Raw genomic sequence first — 21909 nt, 5'->3', positions numbered from 1 at the left:
GTTGCCGATGCCGCCGACGCCGCCGGCGGCGTCGGCGGTAACGGTGGGGCCGGGTATGACGCGGCGACTGGGTCCCCGGGTACCGGCGACTCCGGAAGTTCCGGTGGTCACGGCGGCAACGGCGGTGGCGGCGGCGACGCCGGGACTGGCGGCAATGGCACCGGTTCGGCCGGAGCTGGCGGTAACGCCGGGTCCGGCGGGTCCGGCGGCGACGGCGCCGACGCGGCGGATGGCAGCGGCACTCCGGGCGGTAACGGCGGTAACGGCGGCAGCGGCGGCACCGGCGGGAATGCCGGCACGGTTGGCGCCACGGCGGCCAGCGGCAACGGCGGCGCCGCCGGAACCGGTGGGCAAGGCGGTGCCGGCGGGAGCAGCGCCACTCAGGCCGGCGACGGCGGCCAGGGCGGAAACGGCGGCAACGGTGGTACCGGCGGGACGACCGGCAACGCGGGTAGCGACGCCGCGGGCGGCAACGCCGGCAAGGGTGGGGACGGCGGCGCGGGCCTTGACGGCACCGCAACCGGCGTCAATGGCGGCAACGCCGGCAACGGCGGCGCCGGCGGGACCGGTGGCAACGCCGGAGGCGCCACGGTGGCCGAGGGCACGGGCGGCGCCGGCGGCGTCGGCGGCAAGGGCGGTGCAGGCTATGACGCGGCGGCCGCGGCCCAGGGCAGCGGTGACTCGGGCAGCAGCGGCGGCAACGGCGGCAATGGCGGCGGCGGCGGCGCCGCCGGAACGGGCGGCAACGGCACCGCGGTGGCCGGAGCCGGGGGCAACGCCGGCGCCGGTGGGGCGGGTGGCGACGGCGCTGACGCGGCGGACGGCAGCGGCGCGACGGGCGGCAACGCTGGCAACGGCGGTAACGGCGGCAACGGCGGCTCCGCCGGCGGATCCACCGCCGCCAGCGGCAACGCCGGCAGCGGCGGGGCGGGCGGAAACGCCGGAGCCGGCGGCAGCAGCGCCAGCCAGGGCGGCGACGGCGGCCAGGGCGGCCAGGGCGGCAACGGCGGCCAGGGTCCCGGTGGCGTGGGTACCAATGCCAACGGCGTCGACGGCGGCGCCGCGGGCGCGGGCGGCCGAGGCGGTAATGGCGGCGTGGGCACCGGCACGGCCAATGGCGGCAACGGCGGCCTGGGCGGTAACGGCGGCACCGGCGGCAACGGCGGATCGGGCACCGGCACCGGCAACAACGGCGCCGGCGGGACCGGCGGTAACGGCGGAAATGGCGGTAACGGCGGCACAGTCACCGGGACCGGCAACATCGGCAACGGCGGATGGGGCGGCCAGGGCGGTGCCTCGGGTGACGGCGCCGGCGTCGGCGGCAACGGCGGCAATGGCGGTGACGGCGCCCTCGGTGGCAACGGTGGGTCCGGCGGAATCGGTTACAGCGTCGGCGCCGAAGATGGGCTCGGCGGCACCGGCGGGACGGGCGGCACCGGGATCACCGGCACAGGCGGCAGCGGTGGTACGGGCGGCTACGCGTACGGGTATGCCGGCGGCGACGCGGTCGGTGGCGGCGGCGGGGCCGGCGGCGACGGCGCGGCCGGCGGCGGGTCCGGCGGCTCGGGCGGTGGGGCGTACAACTTTGGTGCCGGAAACGCCACCGGGGGTAACGGCGCGGCCGGCGGCAGTGGCGGCAACACCGCCGCCGGAGGCACCGGCGGTGGCGGCGGCGGTGCGCAGAGCTATGTGGCCGGTAATGCCACCGGCGGCAACGGCGGCGCCGGTGGGACCGGCGCCGCAGGTGGCGGGTCCGGTGGCTCGGGCGGTTATGCGTATAGCTATGGCACCGGTGGCGCCACCGGCGGTAACGGCGCCGCCGGCACCGCTGGCGGCGCCACCGGCGCCGGTGGGTCCGGCGGGTCCGGCGGAGCCGCCTACAACTACGGCAGCGGGTCAGTGGCGAGCGCCACCGGCGGCACTGGTGGCGCCGGCGCCGACGGCACCACCGGCGGCACCGGCGGTTCCGGCGGCGACGCTTATAACCAGGGAACGGGTGCCGTCACTGCCGGCCACGGCGGCAACGGCGGGGCCGGCAGCACAGGCTCCGGCGGGTCGGGCGGGACCGGCGGCAGTGCGAGCGTCGCAAACGCCTCCTCCACGGTTGCAGCGCAAGGCGGCACCGGTGGCAGCGGCGGTGCGGGCGCCACCTACGGCGGCTCTGGCGGCGCGGGCGGCACCGCATACGCCTATGGCTCATCGACCGTTACGGCCACGGGCGGTACCGGGGGCACCGGCGGTACGGGTAGCACCGGCTCCGGTGGCACCGGGGGCGGCGGCGGCACGGCCTACAACTACGGGACCGGGGATGCGGTCGGCGGCACCGCTGGAGCGGGAGGTGGCAGTACGGCCGCGGGTGGCGGGTCCGGCGGCTCCGGCGGTTCGGCGTACAGCTACGGCGCCGGCAACGCCGCTGGCGGAGCCGGCGGTCACGGTGGTGACGGCGCAACCTACGGCGGTGACGGCGGGTACGGCGGCAGCGGCTACGTCAACACTTCCTCCTCGACGGGTGCGGCCACCGGTGGCTCTGGTGGCACCGGCGGTACGGGCGGCACCGCCTCCGGTGGTTCCGGTGGCGGCGGCGGGACGGCCTTCAACTACGGGAGCGGAGATGCCACCGGCGGCACGTCCGGGTCCGGCGGCAGCGGCGGCGCGGGTGGCGGCGCGGGCGGCTACGGTGGCTCGGCCTACAGCTACGGCACCGGCAACGCCACCGGCGGTGACGGCGCGGCCGGCACCAGCGGTGGCGCCACAGGACCCGGTGGGTCCGGCGGGTCCGGCGGGTCCGGCTACATCTACAACAGCGCGTCGACGGCGACCGCCGCAGGCGGTCATGGCGGGATCGGCGGCGACGGCACCACCGGTGGCGACGGCGGCAGCGGCGGCGGAGGGTACAACACCGGTACCGGGCAAGCCGCCGGCGGCATTGGCGGTGACGGTGGCACCGGCAGCACCGGTTCCGGCGGCGGCGGTGGCTCCGGCGGCTTTGCCGAAACCAACAACGGCTCCTCCACGGTTGCTCCTTTGGGCGCCCACGGCGGCAATGGCGGCGACGGCGCCACCTACGGCGGGTCCGGCGGATACGGCGGAGCCGGTTACGTCGCCAACAGTTCCTCGACGACCGCGGCCACCGGCGGTACCGGCGGCACCGGCGGCACCGGCGGCACCGGCACCGGAGGATCCGGCGGCGGAGGAGGCGCGGCGGTCAACTTCGGCAGCGGTGATGCCCTCGGTGGTACCGCCGGGTCCGGCGGCACTGGCGGGGGCGGTGGCGGCGCGGGCGGCAGCGGCGGTTCGGCAACCAGCTACGGCACAGGCAACGCCACGGGCGCCGCCGGCGCGGCCGGTGTTGACGGCGGTGTCACCGGCACCGGCGGCTACGGCGGGGCGGGTGGCAACGCTTCCATCCAGAACAGTGGCTCGTCGGCGACGGCCACCGCCGGGCACGGCGGGGCGGGCGCCGATGGCACCACCGGCGGCGGCGGCGGCACCGGTGGCAGCGCGTTCACCAGCGGCACCGGGAATGTCAACCCGGGTGCCGGTGGTGACGGCGGCACCGGCAGCGGCCTGTACGGCGGGGCCGGCGGGTCCGGCGGCGCCGCGACGGTCGACAACGCCACCTCCACGGTCGCCCCGGTCGGTGGCACGGGCGGCAACGGTGGTGACGGCGGCACCTACGGCGGCGGTGGCGGCAACGGCGGCCTCGCTCGCGTGTCGAACGCGTCCTCCACGGTGACGGCCACCGGCGGTACTGGCGGCTCCGGAGGATCTGGCGGCGCCAGCGGCTATGGCGGTACGGGTGGCTACGGCGGTACCGCGATCAACTACGGGAGCGGAGACGCGCTCGGCGGGAACGCCGGTTCTGGGGGCAGTGGCGGGAACGGTGCCGGAGTTGGCGGCACCGGTGGTTCCGCCACCAACTTCGGAACAGGCAATGCCACCGGCGGTGACGGCGCGGCAGGCCTCAGCGGCGGCGCTTCCGGTGTCGGCGGGACGGGCGGAGACGGCGGCAACGCCTCCGTTCGCAACACCGGCTCGGTGGGGATTGCCACCGGCGGTCACGGTGGAGCCGGCGGCGACGGCACCGTCGGCGGGTCCGGCGGCGGCGGTGGCACCGGCTTCTCCACGGGCATCGGATCGGTCACCGGCGGCACCGGCGGTGACGGCGGCACGGGGAGCACCGGGTCCGGCGGCGGCGGCGGGTACGGCGGCGACGCGCAAACGAACAACGGCTCCTCCACGTTCGCCCCGGTCGGCGGCACCGGCGGCAATGGCGGTGACGGCGCCACCTACGGCGGCAGCGGCGGAGGCGGCGGCTCCGGTTACATCTACGCCAGCTCGTCCGCTGCCGCCGCCACCGGCGGTACCGGTGGTACGGGCGGCAACGGCGGGGTAACCGGCGGTTCCGGCGGTTCCGGCGGGACGGCATTCAACTACGGGAGCGGAGACGCCTTCGGCGGAACCGCCGGGTCTGGTGGCGCCGGCAGCACGAGGGGCGGCGCGGGCGGCTCCGGGGGATCGGCCTACAACTACGGCACGGGCAACGCCACGGGTGCTGACGGTGCGGCCGGTACCAGCGGCGGCGCCACAGGCGTCGGCGGGGCCGGCGGGTACGGCGGCGGTGCGTCCATCCAAAACAGCGCCTCGGCGGCGACGGCCACCGGCGGTCACGGGGGTGCCGGCGGTGACGGCACCTCCGGCGGGACCGGCGGCGGTGGAGGCGGCGTGTCGACCCTGGGCACTGGCAACGTAAACCCGGGCACCGGCGGCGACGGCGGGACCGGTAACACCGGTATCGGCGGCGGCGGCGGGTCCGGCGGGTCGGCGCAAACAAGCAACGCATCTTCCCCGGTTGCCCCGGTGGGCGGCACCGGCGGCCACGGCGGTGACGGCGCCACCAACGGCGGGTACGGCGGATCCGGCGGCACCGCCACCGTCAGCAACCAACTCTCCACGACCGCGGCCACCGGAGGGACCGGCGGCGCCGGCGGGACCGGCGGTACCGGCGCCGGGGGTACTGGCGGCACCGGCGGCTCGGCGTACAACTCGGGGAGTGGAAACGCCCTCGGCGGTGCGGCGGGCTCCGGTGGTACCGGTGCGACGCAGGGCGGCCAGGGCGGCGGCGGTGGCTCGGCTACCAGCTACGGCACTGGCAACGCCACGGGCGGCGGCGGCGCGGCCGGCGCGGGCGGCGGCGCCGGCGGCACCGGTGGTAGAGGCGGGTCCGGCGGCGGCGCCTACATCTACAACAGTCTGTCGGGCGGGACGGCCAGCGGCGGCCAGGGCGGCGCCGGCGGCGATGGCGCCTCCGGCGGGGGCGGCGGCAGCGGTGGCGGCGCCTACACCGCAGGCACTGGGCAACTCACCGGTGGAACCGGCGGCGATGGGGGCACCGGAACGATCGGTTCGGGTGGTGGCGGCGGCTCCGGTGGCAATTCGGAAGTCAACAATGCCACCTCGACGGTTGCCCCGCTGGGGGGTACCGGCGGCGACGGCGGTAACGGCGCCACCACCGGCGGCTCCGGCGGCTCCGGCGGCAGCGCCTACGTCGACAACAGCTCGTCTACGGCCACGGCCACCGGCGGTACCGGCGGCACCGGGGGTAACAGTGGCTCGGCAGCCGGCGGCACCGGCGGCACCGGCGGATGGGCGTACAACTCCGGAAATGGCGATGCGTTGGGCGGTAAGGGTGGAGTCGGCGGTAACAGCACCGCCTCGGTCGGCGGCTTGGGCGGTAGCGGTGGTAACGCCAACATCAGCTACGGCAGCGGCAACGCCACCGGCGGCGATGGCGCGGCCGGCGGCACCGGCGGCTCCGGCGGAGGCACGGGCGGCGGCGGTGGTTATGCCAGCACCTACGGCACCGGTAACGCCACCGGAGGTAACGGCGCCGCAGGCACCAGCGGCGGCGCCACCGGTACCGGCGGATCCGGCGGCTATGGCGGCTACGGGTCGATCTACGACAGTGCGTCGGGGGGGACCGCCACCGGCGGTAACGGCGGGGCGGGCGCCGACGGCACCACCGGCGGAACCGGCGGGAATGCCGGCGGTGCTTACACTTCGGGCACCGGCCACGTCACACCCGGTGCCGGCGGCAAGGGCGGTGACGGCAGCACCGGTTCCGGCGGTGGCGGTGGTGCCGGCGGCAGCGCGACCGTCGACAACGGCTCCTCCACGGTTGCCCCGGTCGGCGGCACCGGCGGCGACGGCGGTACTGGCGTTACCAACGGCGGATCCGGCGGCAGAGGCGGCGACGCGTACGTCTCTAACGCCTCCTCGACGGTCGCGGCCACCGGCGGCACCGGCGGCACCGGCGGCAACGCCACCGCCGCCACCAGCATCGGCGGCGTCGGGGGCTACGGTGGCTTCGCATATAACTACGGCACCGGCGAAGCCATAGGCGGCGACGGCGGAGACGCCGGCAGCGGAGGCTATGGCAACACGGGCGGAACGGGTGGTTGGGCGTACTCCTACGGGACACCCGGGTCGGCCACTGGCGGCCAGGGCGGCAACGGCGGCGACAGTTCGGTCAACCTCGCAAACGGTGGCTACGGAGGCAATGGCGGCAACGCCTATGCGAAGGATGTGGCGGACGCGACCGGCGGTACCGGCGGCAACGGAGGAAGCCCCGGTCCAGGCGGCGCCACCGGTACGCCTGGCGCAACCGGCAGCACTGGAACGACGTAAGGTCCGCCCCATGGCATTCCGAACCGCCTTCAGAGAACACGGCGGCTGCGGGTTGGTGCCGCCGCCTCAGTGCCCCGGCACGTTGCCGATGAGGTCGACGCTGCTGCCGTTCCAGTGGAAGCGCACCACGCTGCCGACGCCCAGGGCACCGGGATAGGTCAGCGCGACGGTGTCACCGGTCGTCTGCGCCGGGTCGATGCCGTTGAACCCGTAGGTGTCGGGCACGCCCTGCGGGATGTACTGGCCGAGATGGAACAGCACCGCCCGCGTGGTCGGATTCACGGCGTTGGTGTTGGCCTTGATGATGACCGCCGACAGCTGCGCGCACTCGTTGTAGTTGCCGGCCAGCGGCTCGGGGCTCCACGGCTGCTGGCTCCGCGGATCCTTCGGCAACTCGGAAACGACCTTGGCGATCGTGGGTGAGGCGAGGTTGACCGCGCACGGGTCCGCCGCGGCGCTGGTTGACGGCGCCCCGGGCGTCGGGCTGATCGTGGCGGGCGCGGTGATCGACGGTGACGACGTCGTCGTCGTCGCCTGCGGCGTCTTGGCCACCGTCGAATCCCCGGACCCGCACGCCGTCAGCGCGGCGCAGAACACAACAGCCGATCCGGTCAGCGCGCGGCGAGCCAGCGATCCCACATCGACGCACCGTACCGGCATCGGGCCCGCGGCCGCGGCAGGCGTGGCCGCGTGCCGCGCCGGTGCGGGTTCGCCACTAAGCTCCTTGTCGATATGGCCTCTCAGGACGATTCGCCCGTCACCTTCGCCGACCTGCAGATTCATCCCAAGGTCCTGCGGGCTCTCGACGACGTCGGCTACGAAACCCCGACGGCCATCCAGGCCGCGACGATCCCGCCGCTGCTGGCGGGTTCGGACGTCGTCGGGCTCGCCCAGACCGGCACCGGTAAGACGGCCGCGTTCGCGATCCCGATCCTGTCCAAGATCGACGTCGGCAGCAAAGCCACCCAGGCCCTGGTGCTCGCACCCACCCGCGAGCTGGCCCTGCAGGTCGCCGAGGCGTTCAGCCGCTACGGCGCCCACCTGCCGCAGATCCAGGTGCTGCCGGTCTACGGCGGGTCGTCCTACGGCGTGCAACTGGCGGGGTTGAGAAGGGGCGCGCAGGTGGTGGTCGGCACCCCGGGCCGGGTCATCGACCACCTAGAGCGGGGCACGCTGGACCTGTCCCACCTCGACTACCTCGTGCTCGACGAGGCCGACGAGATGCTCACCATGGGCTTCGCCGAGGACGTCGAACGCATCCTGGCCGACACGCCGGAATACAAACAGGTGGCGCTCTTCTCGGCGACGATGCCCCCTGCGATCCGCAAGCTCACCGCCAAGTACCTACACGATCCCGTCGAGATCACGGCGAAGGCGAAAACGGCCACCGCCGAGAATATTTCGCAGCGCTACATCCAGGTCGCCGGCTCGCGCAAGATGGACGCGCTGACCCGCGTTCTGGAAGTCGAGCCCTTCGAGGCGATGATCGTGTTCGTCCGGACCAAGCAGGCCACCGAGGAGGTGGCCGAAAAGCTCAGGGCCCGAGGGTTTTCCGCGGCCGCCATCAACGGTGACATCCCGCAGGCACAGCGGGAGCGGACCATCGCCGCGCTGAAAGCCGGCACCCTCGACATCCTGGTGGCCACCGACGTCGCGGCCAGAGGCCTGGACGTCGACCGCATCTCGCACGTCGTCAACTACGACATTCCACACGACACCGAGTCCTACGTGCATCGCATCGGGCGCACCGGCCGGGCCGGGCGCAGCGGCGCCGCGTTGCTGTTCGTCTCGCCGCGCGAACGTCACCTGCTCAAGGCGATTGAGAAGGCGACGAGGCAGGCGCTCACCGAGGCCGAGCTCCCCACCGTCGAGGACGTCAACGCCCAGCGCGTCGCGAAATTCGCCGACTCGATCACCGACGCGCTGAGCCGGCCGGGGATCGACCTGTTCCGCAAGCTGGTCGGCGACTACGAACGCGAGCACGACGTTCCGATGGCCGATATCGCGGCCGCGCTGGCGGTGCAGTCCCGCGACGGCGAGGCGTTCCTCATGGCGCCCGAACCGCCGCCCGAACGACGCGAGCGTCGGGAACGTCCCGAACGGTCCCGCGAAAAGACCGGTCCGCCACGGAACTTCGCCACCTACCGCATCTCCGTCGGCAAGCGCCACAAGATCGGGCCCGGCGCGATCGTCGGCGCGATCGCCAACGAGGGCGGCCTGCACCGCAGCGACTTCGGCCACATCGCCATCGGCCCCGACTTCTCGCTGGTGGAGCTGCCGGCCAAGCTGCCCAGGGCGACGCTGAAGAAGCTCGAGAACACCCGGATCTCCGGCGTGCTGATCGACCTGCGCCCGGACCGGTCACCCGGCAAGGCCAAACCCCGCAAGAGACACGCCGGATGACCCTGTCCGAAGAACAAGAAGACGCCCAGGGCGGACTCGAACAGACCGCCCACGTCGACCGGGTCGCCGCGCTGACCGGAATCCGCGCCGTCGCCGCCCTGCTCGTCGTCGGCACCCACGCCGCCTACACCACCGGCAAGTACACCCACGGCTACTGGGGGCTGGTGGGCGCGCGGCTGGAGATCGGCGTGCCGATCTTCTTCGTGCTGTCGGGATTCTTGCTGTTTCGGCCCTGGGTGAAGTCGGCCGCGACGGGCGCGCCGCCGCCGTCGCTGGGTCGCTATGCCCGGCACCGGGTTCGGCGCATCATGCCGGCCTACGTGATCACCGTGCTGTTCGCCTACGTGCTCTACCACTTCCGCGAAGCGGGACCCAATCCCGGCCACACCTGGCTGGGGCTCGTGCGCAACCTAACGCTCACCCAGATCTACTGCAACGGCTACCTCGGCAAGTACCTGCACCAGGGGCTCACCCAAATGTGGAGCCTGGCAGTCGAAGCCGCGTTCTACGTGGTGCTGCCGCTGCTCGCCTACGTTCTGCTGGTGTTGATCTGCCGGCGGCGCTGGCAGCCGCGGCTGATGCTGGGCGCCCTGGCGGGCCTGACGCTGATCAGCCCGGCCTGGCTGGTGCTGGTGCACACCGACCACTGGTTTCCCGACGGCGCCCGGCTGTGGCTGCCCACCTACCTGGCGTGGTTCCTCGGCGGGATGATGCTGGCCGTCCTGCAGGGCATGGGGGTGCGGGCCTACGCGTTCGTGGCCATCCCGCTCGCGGTCATCAGCTATTTCATCGCCTCCACGCCCATCGCCGGCGCGCCGACGACCTCGCCGGCGTCGCTGAGCGAGGCGCTGTACAAGACGTGCTTCTACGCGGTGATCGCCGCGCTGGCGGTGGCACCCCTGGCGCTGGGGGACCACGGCTGGTACTACCGACTGCTGGCCACCCGACCGATGGTGTGGCTGGGCGAGATCTCCTACGAAATCTTCCTGGTCCACCTCATCACGATGGAATTCGCGATGGTCTACATCGTGCGGGCGCACGTCTACACCGGCTCGATGCTCTACCTGTTCGTCGCGACCATGGTCATCACGATCCCGGTGGCGTGGGCGTTGCACCGGCTGACCCGCGTTCGGGACTGAGCCCGGGGGCGAACTACCCGCCCACCCGCAGCGGAGCCACCACCGGCACCACGAACTCCTCGATCGTCGCCCGCTCGTCGGCCTCGTCGCGGCCCGGGAACATCAGCAGCGACGTCAGCGCCCGCACCACCCAGCGCGCACGCCGGCCGACCACGGAAGCATCCTCGGGCCCAAGCGAATTCAGAAAGGCGGCGGCCAGGGCCGTGACGACCTCCGACTGCCCGGCCAGTTCGCCGCCGATCGGCGGGCGGGGCACCGTGAACCACGACGCCAGCGCCGGACTCTCACGCACCATCCGCAGCGTGGCGACGACTCCCGCGACGAGCCGTTCCCGCGGGTCCTCGACGCCGTCGATCTCGTCGAAGATGGCCCGGCCGAGCCGACGCGTCTCGCGGTGCACATACGCCGTCCGCAGCGCCTCGCGGCTGTCGAAATACCGGTACAGCGTCGCGCGCGAACAGCCGGCGGCGCGGGCGATCTCGTTCATCCCCACCGCACCCTCGCCCCGCTCGGTCCACAGCCGCTCGGCCGCGTCGAGGATCCGGTCCGCGGCCGCCTCGACCCGGTGGGAGGCGAGCCAGTCGGTCACGATTTCACCGTGATCGGCACCGACAGCGGCCGCCGCACGTAACCGCCGCCCGACCACACGATGCCCGACTCCTCGACCTCGAAATCGGGGCAACGGGACAGCAATTCGGTCAACGCCACCCGCGACTGCATCCGGGCGGCGGCCGCGCCCAGGCAGTGATGCGCGCCGTGGCTGAACGTCATGATGTTGCGCGGGCGGCGGGTCACGTCGAGCTCGCCCGCGTCCGAACCGTATTGGCGCTCATCGCGATTGGCCGACCCGTACAGCAGCAGCACCTTGCGGCCGGCCGGGATGGTGGTGCCGTGCAGGGTCACGTCGCGGGTGGTCGTGCGCGCCAACCCCTGCACCGGCGAGGTCAACCGCAGCAGCTCGTCGACCGCGTCCGGGATCAATGCGGGGTCATCCACCAGGAGCCGCCGCTGGTCGGGCCGCTCGTGCAGCAACGGCATGGAGCCGCCCAGCATTCCGGTGGTGGTGTCGTTGCCGCCCGTCACCATCGTGAACGTGAACGCCAGCACCGAAAGCGTGCCGGCGATGTCCCCGTCTGCGCCCACCCCCGCGGCCACCAGGTGGGAGATGGTGTCGTCCCCGGGATCGCTGCGGCGCCGCTCGATCAGCGCGGTGAAGTAGGCCATCATCGACCCGACCGCGTCGCCGACGGTTTCGAGCGCCCCGGCCACGCCCCCGTCGGCGGTGTTGGCGGCGACGATCACGTCGGTCCACCAGTCGAACTGCGCCCGATCCTCCTCCGGCACCCCGAGATAATGCGCCACCACCATCGACGGCAGCGGCTTGAAGAGCTGGGTGACGATGTCGCCACCCCCGGCGGCGCGCAACCCCTCGATGCGCTCCACCACGAACTCGCGAACCTTCGGCTCCACCGCCTCAACCTGCCGCGGGGTGAAGCCGCGCGCCACCAGCTTGCGAAACTCGGTGTGCACCGGCGGATCCTGCATCACGAAGGGCGGATTGTCGGCCAGCCCAATCATTTCCAGGTCGCCGTAGTTGACGGTCAGGCCCTGCGCCGACGAGAACGTCTCGTGGTCGCGGGCCGCCGCCCAGATGTCGGCATGCCGGGACAACACGTAGTAATCGTGGTCGGGCCGGCCGTCCGGGACGACGTGATGCACGGGATCGTCGTCCCGCAGCGCCCGGTACATCGGCCAGGGGTCCGGCCACGTGTCGGCGGTCGCCAGCTCGAATCGCACCGGCGCCTCGCGAGACATAACGGCGTCCATGTCTCATTCGTACGACATGAAGCGCCCGGTGTCAACCGGCGACCAGACTCAGATCGCCGCGCCGGGGTTCAGGATGCCCAGCGGGTCCAGCGCCGCCTTGATCCGCTGATTCAGCGCCATCACGTCGGGACCCAGATACCCCTCGAGCCAGGGGCGCTTGAGCCGGCCCACGCCGTGCTCGCCGGTGATCGTGCCGCCCAAACCGACGGCCAGGTCCATGATCTCGCCGAACGCCAGGTGCGCGCGCTCGGTCATCGCGGCGTCGGCGGGGTCGTAGACGATCAGCGGGTGCGTGTTGCCGTCGCCGGCGTGAGCGATCACCGAGATCATCAGGTCGCGCTCCGCGGCGATCCGTTCGATGCCGGTCACCAGCTCGCCGAGCGCCGGCAGCGGCACCCCGACGTCCTCCAGCAGCAGCGAGCCCTTGGCCTCCACCGCGGGGATGCAGAACCGCCGGGCCGCGACGAACGCCTCGCCCTCGTCGGGATCGTCGGTCGAAAAGACTTCCACCGCACCGTTTTCCTCGAAGATCGAGGCCATCAGCACCGCGTCCTGTGAGCCCCCGGGCCCCCGCTCGTCGGAGCCCGCCACCAGCATCGCGGCCGCCGAGCGGTCCAGGTCCATCCGCAGCGTGTCCTCGACGGCGTTGATCGCCACCGCGTCCATGAACTCCAGCATCGACGGGCGCACCCGCGCGGTCACCGCGAGCACGGCGTCGACCGCCGCCTGCACCGATGCAAACGAGGCCACCACGATGCTCGACGCGTTCTGCGCCGGCACCAGCCGCAGCGTCACCTCGGTGATGACGCCGAGCGTGCCCTCGCTGCCGACGAACAGCTTGGTCAGCGACAGCCCCGCGACGTCTTTGAGGCGCGGGCCGCCCAACCGCACGGCCGTGCCGTCGGCCAGCACCACCTGCAGGCCCAGCACGTAGTCGGTGGTGACGCCGTATTTGACGCAGCACAGGCCGCCGGCGTTGGTGGCGATGTTGCCGCCGATGCTGCAGATCTCGTACGACGACGGGTCGGGCGGATACCACAGGCCGTACTCGGCGACCGCCTTCTTGACCTCGGCGTTGAAGAGCCCGGGCTGGCAGACGGCGGTCCGGGTGACGGGGTCGACGGTGATGTCGCGCATCTTCTCGGTGGACAGCACGATCCCGTCGTCCAGCGCGGTCGCGCCACCCGACAGGCCGCTGCCCGCGCCGCGCGTCACCACGGGCACCTTGTGGGCGGTGGCCCAGCGCAGCACGGCCTGCACCTCTTCGGTGCGCCGCGGCCGCACCACCGCCAGCGGTTTGCCGGCCGACGGGTCGAAGGCGCGGTCCTGCCGGTAGCCCTCGGTCACGGTGGGATCCGTGACGACCGTGCCGTCGGGCAGGCCGGCGACGAGCTCCGCCAGCGCATCGTGATTCACGTGCCGATCCTACGGCGCGTAATCGCTGTACAGTGAAGCGATCCTGAAAGGCCTGGCCAGCATGTTCGGACGAAGAAACCTCGACAAGGTCGGCGTGCGCGCGTTCGCGGAGGTGCTCTCCGCCGAGCAGTCGGCCCTCTCCGTCACCGTCGGCAACCCCAATCTCGTCGGCAACACCGAGGTTCGCTGGAAGCTGCGGCTGCGCGTGCTGCCCGAGACCGAGCCGCCGTTCGAGGCGGAAACGGCCGCGCTGCTTCCCCAACTCACCAGGCCGCATCCCGGCATGCGGCTGGCCGTGGTCTACGACCCGAAGGACCACGGCCGCGTCCAGCTCGACCACCGCCCCCAGGCCACGGCCGACGCGGCGCTCGACGCCATCACCGCCGCGCGTCCCGACCTCCGGGGCGCCCAGGTCATGGGCATGCCGATGGGCGACGTCATCCGCCGGGCCATCGCCGACCCCAACGCGTTCCGGGCGGAGATGATGCGGCGCAGCGCCGAGATGCAGGAGCAGGCGCTCGGCGCCGTCCAACCCGCCCCGCCCGCCGACCCGGTCGACCGGCTGGAGCGCCTGGCGGCGCTCAAGGACCGGGGGCTGCTCACCGACGAGGAGTTCGACCAGCAGAAGCGCCGGATCCTGCGCGAGTAACCCAACCCGTCACCGCGGCGAACGCTCCGGTGCCCGGTCGAGGTCGCGCAGCGACGGCAGGCCGCACGCGACGAGGCCGACCACGACGATCGGCACCGCCAAGGCCAGGAACGCGACCCGGAGACCGGCCGCGTCGGTCAAGGGGCCGGCGACCAGCAGGCCCAGCGGGCCGGCCGCGTACATGAGGCCCGCCATCACCCCGGTGACCCGACCGCGCAGGTGCTGCGGCGCCCGGGTCTGCATCACGTAGTTGTAGATCGGCTGGATCGGCCCGTAGACCAGACCGGTCACCGCGCACAGCACCAGGATCACCGGCAGCGGCGGCAGGAACGCGATCCCGGCCGTCGCCGCGCCGAACGTCAGCGTCGCCGTCAGCACGGCCGTGCGCCGCCGCATGCGCTTGGAGAGGACGGCGTAGCCCAGGGCGCCCGCCACGCCGCCGAGCCCCAGCGCCGCCAGGGCCCAGCCCAGCTGCGCGGGTTGGTGCCGGTCGCTGAAGTACTTGGGGAACAGCACGCTTTCCATCGGCAGGTACAGCGCGGTGACGACCAGGTCGATCAGCCCGAGCGTGCGCAGCACCCGCAGGTTCCAGACGAACCGCAGACCCTCGGCGACACCGGAGATCAGGCCGTCGGGCCGGGTCAGGCGGTGCGGCTTGCCGACGCCGTCGAGCCGCAGCGCCGCGATCGCGAGCAACGACAACCCGAAGCAGCCGGCGGTGACCCACATCGTGTTGACGCCGCCCACGGTGGCGATCATCAGGCCGCCGATGCCCGGCCCCACGATGTAGGCGAGGTTGATGATCGCCTCGTAGCTGCTGTTCACCCGGTCGAGCGACCAGCCGGCGCGGGCGGCGGCCTCGGGGAGCATGGACTGGCGTGCCGTCGTCCCGGCGGGGTCGAACGCCGCCGACAGGAAGGCCAGCACGGCGAGCACCGCGACACTCAGCGCGTCCGGACCCCACCACGACGCGATGGCCGGCACGGCGCTCACCGCCGCGCCCGAGAGCCAATCGGACACGAGCGACACCCGTCGGCGCCCGAACAGGTCGACGGCGGTCCCGGCGACGAGCGTGGACAGCACCAGGGGCACCGTCATGGCGGCGGCCACGACGGACGCGTCGCGGGCGCTGTCGTGGTGCTGCAGCGCCAGCCACGGGAACGCGACCACCGAGATGCCGGTGCCCGCCGTCGCCAACAGCGTGGCGAAGAGGATGAGAAACGCCGGGCCGCTGGTCTTCATGGGATATCGCGGCTGAATCTAGCGCCGAAGCCGGGGCGCGGGCCACCGATTTTTCGGCCCGCACGAGGCGGATGTTTCGATGTTCACGTGCTCGTTCACCCGCGTACCGGCCAGGCGTTCGATTCGCCCGTCGGGCCGGGCACCGGGTGGCCCGGCGATCCGGCGACGCCGCGCACCCCGGTGGCCGCCGACGCCGCGCAGGCGGCCGCCCTGGCCGCCCGGGCTCGCTCGACGGCGGAGCTCGACGCGATGGTCAGCGTGTGCCGGGCCTGCCCGCGGCTGGTCGCGTGGCGCGAGGACGTGGCCGTCGCGAAGCGGAGGGCATTCGCCGACCAGCCGTACTGGGGGAGGCCGGTGCCCAGCTTCGGATCCCCGGAGCCGCGACTGCTGATCGTTGGGCTGGCGCCCGCCGCGCACGGCGCCAACCGGACGGGACGCATGTTCACCGGCGACCGCTCGGGCGACCAGCTGTACGCGGCGCTGCACCGGGCCGGGCTGGTCAACCAGCCCACCAGCGTCGACGCCGCGGACGGCCTGAGCAGCGAGACCGTGCGCATCGTCGCGCCGGTGCGGTGCGCGCCCCCCGCCAACGCCCCGACCCCGGCCGAACGGGACACCTGCTGGGCGTGGCTGGGCGCCGAGTGGCGGCTGGTGTCCGAGCACGTGCGGGTGATCATCGCCCTCGGCGGGTTCGCCTGGGGCGTGGCGCTGCGCCTGCCCGCCGCGTCCGGCATGCCCAAGCCCCGCTTCGGGCACGGCGCCGTCGCCGAGCTGGGATCGGGGGTCAGTTTGCTCGGCTGCTACCACCCGAGCCAGCAGAACATGTTCACCGGTAGGTTGACTCCGGGCATGCTCGACGACATCTTCCGTAACGCAAAGACATTGGCAGGAATCACGTGACTGACGTTCTGGTCTCCGGCGCCGGCGTGGCCGGCATCACGACCGCGTACTGGCTTGCCCACTACGGCTTCACGGTCACGGTGGTGGAGCGCCACGACGGGCTGCGGCCGGGCGGTCAGGCGATCGACGTGCGGGGCCCGGCCCTGACCGTCCTCGAACGCATGATGCTGCGGGCGGCCGCCGACCATCAGCGCACCCGGATCCGCGGGGCGTCCGTCGTCGACCGCGACGGGAACGAGCTGTCCGAGGACACCGAGTCGACACCGACCGGCGGCCTCATCGCCAACCCCGACATCGAGATCCTGCGCGATGACCTCGTCGAATTGCTCTACGACGCAACCAAACTCAACGTCGAGTTCATGTTCGGCGACAGCGTCGTCGCGCTGGAAGACGACGGCTCATCGGTCACGGTGACGTTCGAGCAAGGGGACACGCGCGCCTTCGACCTGGTCATCGGCGCGGACGGCCTGCACTCGACCGTCCGACGGCTGGTCTTCGGGGCGGAGGAACAGTTCCTCGAGCGGTTGGGCACCTATGCCGCGATCTTCACCGTCCCGAACTTCCTCGACCTCGACTACTGGCAGACCTGGCACTACGGCGACCACACCATGGTCGGCGTCTACAGCGCGCGCAACAACAGCGAGGCCCGGGCGATGGTGGGCTTCATGGACCCCGACGCGCACATCGACTACCGCGACACCGAAGCCCAGTTCGCCGAGCTCGAGAAGCGGATGGCCGACGACGGCTGGGTGCGCCCGCAGCTGCTCGAATACATGCGCGCCGCACCGGATTTCTATTTCGACGAGATGGCGCAGATCAAGATGGACCGCTGGTCGAAAGGCCGGGTGGCGCTGGTCGGCGACGCCGGCTACTGCTGTTCGCCGCTGTCGGGGCAGGGGACCAGCGTGGCGTTGCTGGGCGCCTACGTGTTGGCGGGTGAGCTCAAGGCGGCGGGGGAGGACTACGAGCTCGGCTTCGCCAACTATCACAACGAGTTCGCCGACTTCGTCGTGCGCAACCAGTGGCTCGTCGTCGACAACATTCCGGGCGGGGCGCCCATCCCGCAGGAGGTCTTCGACCGCATCGTCAACTCGATCACCCTCAAGGACTACTGAGCCTCCGCTCGCCGCCGAAAGCGGGAACGTTCGCGCCCGACTTGGCGTTGACGCCAACGTGCGACTTTCCGTCCTTGACCTCGTCCCGGTGCGCAGCGACCAGACGACCGGCGATGCGCTCGCGGCCACGGTCCAGCTGGCGCAGGCCGCCGACCGGCTGGGCTTCACCCGCTACTGGGTGGCCGAGCACCACAACATGCCGTCCGTCGGCGCCACCAGCCCGCCCGTCCTGATCGCCTACCTGGCCGCGCAGACCGCGCAGATCAGGCTCGGCTCGGGCGGCGTCATGCTCCCCAATCACGCGCCGCTGGCCGTCGCCGAGCAGTTCGCCCTGCTTGAGGCCGCCGCCCCGGGCCGGATCGACCTGGGCATCGGCCGCGCGCCCGGCTCCGACCCGGTGACCTCGTACGCCCTGCGCGGCGGCCGCGGCGACGAGGACATCGAGCGCTTCCCCGACTACCTCGACGACGTGGCCGCGCTGATGAGCGCGCGCGGCGTGGTGGTGCCGCTGCGGTCGGGCGACTACCGGCTCAAGGCCACACCAGCCGCGGCGAGCGAGCCGCGGCTGTGGCTGCTGGGCTCGTCGATGTACTCCGCGCACCTGGCCGCGGCCAAGGGGCTGCCGTACGTCTTCGCGCATCATTTCTCGGGTCAGGGGACCGAGGAGGCGCTCGAGGTGTACCGGTCGCGCTTCCGGCCGAGCGCGCTCACGCCCGAGCCGCTGACCTTCCTGACCGTCAACGTCGCGGTGGCCGAAACCCGTGACGAGGCAACCGCTTTGATGCTGCCGAACCTGCAGATGATGGCGCGGCTGCGCACCGGGCAGCCGCTCGGGCCGGTGCCGCTGGTCGAGGAGGCCGAAGCCGCGCAGCTCGGGCCGGACCAGCAGCGCATCGTCGAGAGCGGCCTCGAGCGGGCCGTCCTCGGCACGCCGGAGGAGGCCGCCGAGCAGGTGCGCGCGCTGGCTGACCGGTTCGGCGTCGACGAGGTGATGGTGCACCCCGTGGCGTCGGCGCACCTCGGCACCGACCCGGCCAGCGCGCCCGCGCGGGTCGCGACGCTGGAGCTGCTTGCCAAGGAGCTGTTTTAGCCCCGGGTCAGGGCAGCAACGACCCGGGCGCGCCGTCGTCGCCGTCATGGCCGGTGACGCCGCCGGGCGGAGTACCGGGGCCTCCGGTGCCGCCGTTACCGCCCATTCCGACGGTCGCGCCCGCGTAGGCGTTGCCGCCGTCGCCGCCCGCGCCACCCGTCCCGCCGTCGCCGCCGTCGTCGGTGCCCACGGGCGTGCCGCCGAGACCGCCGGCGCCGCCAGCCCCGGCGTTGCCGCCGTTGCCCGCGGTCGCGGGGGTGGCGCCGCCGTCGCCGCCGGCCGCACCACCGTCGCCGCCGTTGCCGCCTGTGCCGCCGGCCCCGCCGGTGCCCGCGTCGTTGGCCCCGGTGTCAGGGGTGCCCGAGCCGCCGACGCCGCCCTGGCCGCCGTAACCACCGTTGCCGCCGCCGCCGTTGACGGCGTTGACACCGGCACCGCCGGCGTCGCCACCGGTGCCGCCCGTGCCGCCAGTTCCCCCGTTGCCGCCGGCGGCACCGGTGCCGTTCGCTCCGTCCAGGCCGGCGCCGCCGTTGCCGCCGTTGCCGGCGTTTCCGCCGCTGCCGTCGCTTCCACCGGTGCCGGTTCCGCCGGCGCTGCCGCCGGTGCCGCCCTGGCCACCGCCGCCGCCCGTGCCACCGGTGCCGGTGCCGGCGCCGCCGACACCCCCCTGGCCGCCGGTCCCGCCCGTGCCGCCGTTGCCGTTGACGCCTGTGGCATCGGTGGCGTTGCCGCCCTGGCCGCCCTGTCTGGCGCCGCCGCCGTTGCCTCCGTTGCCCCCGTCACCGGAGTCGTTCGCCCCGCCGTCACCGCCAGTGCCGCCGTTGCCGGCGTCGCCTCCGCTGCCGCCGTTGCCTGAGGTGGCGCCGACGTAGTTGCCCGCGTCGCCGCCGTTGCCGCCGCCGCCGCCTGACCCGCCGTCGCTGCCCGCGATCCCGCCCGCCCCACCGGTGCCGCCGTTGCCCGCGTCGCCCCCGTCGCCCCCGCTGCCGCCGTTGCCGCTGGTTCCGGCGGCACCGCCGGCCGCGCCGCCGCTGCCGCCCCCACCGCCGCCGCCCCCGCTACCGGCGCTGCCGGGGCTGCCATTGGTTCCGGGCGCGGAACCGGCGTCGCCGCCGTGGCCGCCGTCGCCCGCGTCGCCGCCATTTCCGCCGGTCCCGCCCGCGCCGGCCGTGCCGCCGGTGCCGCCGCCGCCGCCGCTGCCGCCGCTGCCGCCGGATCCTGCGTATCCGCTATTGCCCCGGCTGTCGGGGAGGACGTCGCCGCCGGCCGCGCCGTTGCCGGCCGCGCCACCGGCGCCGCCGTTGCCGGCCGCGCCGCCCGCCGCGCCCGCGCCGCCGCCACCACCGGTGCCGCCGCTGCCGCTCCCGCCGGCGTTGCCCGCGCCGTAGCTGCTGTCGCCGGCGGTGCCTCCGATGCCGCCGTCGCCGCCCCGGCCGCCGCCGCCCGCGGTCCCGCCGACGCCGACGCTGCCGATGTCGCCGCCGCTACCGCCGTTGCCGCCGCTGCCCGCGTCGCCGCCGTTGCCGCTGAAGTAGAAGTTGTCGGCCCCCGTGCCGCCGTTGCCGCCGTTGACGCTCGCGCTGGTGCCGTCCGCTCCGGAGAGGCCGGCCCCGCCGGCCCCGCCATTGCCCGCGTTGCCGCCGTTGCCGTCGGTGCCGGGCGTGCCGACGGTGCCCGCCGCGCCGCCGTTGCCGCCGTTGCCACCGTTGCCGCCGTTGCCCGCGGTGGCGGTGCTGGTGCCGCCGGCGCCGCCCTGGCCGCCGCCACCCCCGGTGCCGCCGTTGCCGCTGGTACCGGTCGCCCCGCCGGCGTTGCCGCCCTGGCCGCCGGATCCGCCTGCTGCGCCGTCGCCGCCGTTGGTGCCGTTGTTGCCGCTGGTGCCCGTGATGCCGGCACCGCCGTTGCCGCCCTGAGCACCGTCACCGGCGTTGCCGCCGTTGCCGTCGACGCCCGTGGCGCCCGCACCCGCGCCGGCCGCACCGCCGGCACCGCCGTTGCCGCCGTTGCCGCCCGCGCTGGCGTTGCGGCCGTTGCCGCCGTTGACCGTGCGGCTCGGGTCGCCGGAGCCGCCGTCGACCCCCGCCCCGCCCTGTCCGCCGGTGCCGCCGTTGCCGCCGGTGCCGTTGGTCCCGGTGTCGGCCGCGCCGCCCAGGCCGCCCGTGCCGCCGTTCCCGCCGGAGCCGCTGCTGCCCGGCGCTCCGGTCGGGGCGCTGCCCCCCCTTCCGCCGTCGCCGCCTTCGCCGGCGTTGCCGCCGGTGCCACCGGTGCCGCCGGCGCCCGCGACGCCGCCGTCCCCGCCGTTGCCTCCCAGGCCGCCGTTGCTGGCGTTTCCGCCGGTGGAGCTATGTCCGTCTGTCCCGACTACGCCGTTGCCACCGTTGCCACCGTTGCCGCCGGCGCCCCCGGTGCCGCCTTTTCCGCCGTCGCCCCCGTCCAGGGTGTTTGACCCGTCGCCGCCGGTGCCGCCGTTGCCGCCCGTGCCGGCCGCGCCGGCGCTGCCGCCGATGCCGTTCCTGCCGGCTGCGGTGCCGCCGCCTCCGGCCGCCCCGCCGTTGCCGCCATTGCCCCCGCCACCGGACGTGCTGCCGGGATCGGCGCCGGCGCCGCCCGTGCCGCCGTTGCCGCCGAGGCCGCCGGTTCCGCCGCCGCCGCCGTGGCCGTTGTTGCCGCCGTTGCCCCCGGTTCCGCCGGCGCCGGCGTCGCCGCCGTCGCCGCCGATGCCCGCGGTGCCGCCGTTGCCCCCGGTGCCCGAGGCGCCGCCATTGCCGCCGAGGCCGCCGTTGCCGCCGTTGCCGCCGAAGCTGCCGATGCCGCCGGGGGCGGTGTTCGAGGAGCCGAGAGCGCCTGTGCCGCCCTGGCCGCCCGCGCCGCCCGCGCCGCCGTCGCCGTCGAGGCTCATGCCGCCCTGGCCGGCACCGCCGGTGCCGCCGTCACCACCCTGCCCGCCGTTGCCGCCGGACGAGCTGGTGCCGTCGATGCCCGTTCCGCCGTTGCCACCGGCGCCGCCCGCGCCGCCGTTGCCCACGGTGCCGACTGTCCCCGCGGCGGCCGTGCCGGCCTGGCCGCCGTTGCCGCCGTTGCCGCCGGCGCCGCCGTCGGCGGCAACCCCGCCGTCGTTGCCGTCGCTACCGAGTCCACCGGCGCCGCCCCGGCCGCCGTTGCCGCCGGCGCCGCTGGTGCCCGTGTCGGGGTCGTTGCCGCCCTTGCCGCCGTTGCCGCCCTGTCCGCCGCCGCCGCCGTTGTGCTGGGCACCGATCGCGCCGTCTCCGCCGGCGCCGCCGTTCCCGCCGTCGCCGCCGTCGCCTGCGGCGCCCCCGGTCCCGCCGCTGCCGCCGCCGCCGACGACACCCGCGCTGCCCCCGCTGCCCCCGTCGCCGCCGCCACCCCCGTCGCCCCCCCCGCTCCCGGCGCCGCGTGTGCCGGAGCCGCCGTGCGCCGCGG

Annotated in this window: 12 protein-coding genes and 1 pseudogene; 7 read left to right on the top strand and 6 right to left on the bottom strand. The window is 74.3% G+C overall.

Features of this window, described 5'->3' with window-relative positions; all coding sequences use genetic code 11:
• The coding region (locus GPY60_RS27450; protein ID WP_197283807.1) for a PE family protein at positions 1-6687 on the top strand (6687 nt) is incomplete at its 5' end.
• A 66-nt stretch (positions 6688-6753) separates the two neighbouring features.
• Here the strand turns inward: GPY60_RS27450 and GPY60_RS23660 are convergent.
• Positions 6754-7347, bottom strand: coding sequence for an LppP/LprE family lipoprotein (locus tag GPY60_RS23660; protein WP_156690129.1), 594 nt, complete (start codon positions 7345-7347; stop codon positions 6754-6756).
• A gap of 72 nt (positions 7348-7419) precedes the next feature.
• Here GPY60_RS23660 and GPY60_RS23655 point away from each other — a divergent pair, with 72 nt between their 5' ends.
• Positions 7420-9090 carry a DEAD/DEAH box helicase gene (locus GPY60_RS23655; protein WP_156690128.1) on the top strand — a complete coding sequence of 557 codons (1671 nt, stop codon included), beginning with the start codon at positions 7420-7422 and terminating at the stop codon, positions 9088-9090.
• A complete protein-coding gene (locus GPY60_RS23650) occupies positions 9087-10229 on the top strand; it encodes an acyltransferase family protein (protein WP_156690127.1) in 1143 nt (380 codons plus the stop codon). The genes GPY60_RS23655 and GPY60_RS23650 overlap by 4 nt, the downstream gene beginning before the upstream one ends.
• A gap of 13 nt (positions 10230-10242) precedes the next feature.
• Here GPY60_RS23650 and GPY60_RS23645 read toward each other — a convergent pair whose 3' ends face one another.
• Genes GPY60_RS23645 through GPY60_RS23635 form a run of 3 tightly spaced genes read right to left on the bottom strand, consistent with a single transcriptional unit; the run spans position 10243 to position 13472 of the window.
• Positions 10243-10821 (bottom strand): TetR/AcrR family transcriptional regulator, encoded by a 579-nt coding sequence (locus GPY60_RS23645; RefSeq protein ID WP_156690133.1) that lies wholly within the window; start codon positions 10819-10821, stop codon positions 10243-10245.
• Positions 10815-12056, bottom strand: a complete 1242-nt coding sequence (locus GPY60_RS23640) for a cytochrome P450 (protein WP_197283806.1) — start codon at positions 12054-12056, stop codon at positions 10815-10817. The genes GPY60_RS23645 and GPY60_RS23640 overlap by 7 nt, the downstream gene beginning before the upstream one ends.
• 48 nt (positions 12057-12104) lie before the next feature.
• On the bottom strand, positions 12105-13472 hold the full coding sequence (locus tag GPY60_RS23635; protein WP_156690126.1) for an FAD-binding oxidoreductase: 1368 nt from the start codon (positions 13470-13472) through the stop codon (positions 12105-12107).
• A 61-nt stretch (positions 13473-13533) separates the two neighbouring features.
• On the opposite strand from GPY60_RS23635, the gene GPY60_RS26750 reads away from it, so the two are divergent.
• Positions 13534-14121 (top strand): SHOCT domain-containing protein, encoded by a 588-nt coding sequence (locus tag GPY60_RS26750; RefSeq protein ID WP_197283805.1) that lies wholly within the window; start codon positions 13534-13536, stop codon positions 14119-14121.
• A gap of 9 nt (positions 14122-14130) precedes the next feature.
• On the opposite strand, the gene GPY60_RS23625 is transcribed toward GPY60_RS26750, so the two are convergent.
• Positions 14131-15363: an MFS transporter gene (locus GPY60_RS23625; RefSeq protein ID WP_156690125.1), complete on the bottom strand. Its 1233-nt coding sequence runs from the start codon at positions 15361-15363 to the stop codon at positions 14131-14133.
• Positions 15364-15450: 87 nt separating this feature from the next.
• Here GPY60_RS23625 and GPY60_RS23620 point away from each other — a divergent pair, with 87 nt between their 5' ends.
• Genes GPY60_RS23620 through GPY60_RS23610 form a run of 3 tightly spaced genes read left to right on the top strand, consistent with a single transcriptional unit; the run spans position 15451 to position 18468 of the window.
• Positions 15451-16263 carry a uracil-DNA glycosylase gene (locus GPY60_RS23620; RefSeq protein WP_197283804.1) on the top strand — a complete coding sequence of 271 codons (813 nt, stop codon included), beginning with the start codon at positions 15451-15453 and terminating at the stop codon, positions 16261-16263.
• Positions 16260-17378: an FAD-binding protein gene (locus GPY60_RS23615; RefSeq protein ID WP_156690124.1), complete on the top strand. Its 1119-nt coding sequence runs from the start codon at positions 16260-16262 to the stop codon at positions 17376-17378. The genes GPY60_RS23620 and GPY60_RS23615 overlap by 4 nt, the downstream gene beginning before the upstream one ends.
• A 58-nt stretch (positions 17379-17436) precedes the next feature.
• Positions 17437-18468: an LLM class flavin-dependent oxidoreductase gene (locus tag GPY60_RS23610; protein ID WP_156690123.1), complete on the top strand. Its 1032-nt coding sequence runs from the start codon at positions 17437-17439 to the stop codon at positions 18466-18468.
• A 7-nt stretch (positions 18469-18475) separates the two neighbouring features.
• On the opposite strand, the pseudogene GPY60_RS26745 reads toward GPY60_RS23610, so the two are convergent.
• Positions 18476-21909: pseudogene (locus tag GPY60_RS26745) on the bottom strand (PE family protein); the annotation flags it as partial.

The organism is Mycobacterium sp. Marseille-P9652, assembly GCF_902652685.1.
Classification (GTDB): Bacteria; Actinomycetota; Actinomycetes; order Mycobacteriales; family Mycobacteriaceae; genus Mycobacterium.
Note: the sequence above shows the minus strand (reverse complement) of the source record. Positions and strands in the feature narration are given on the sequence as shown.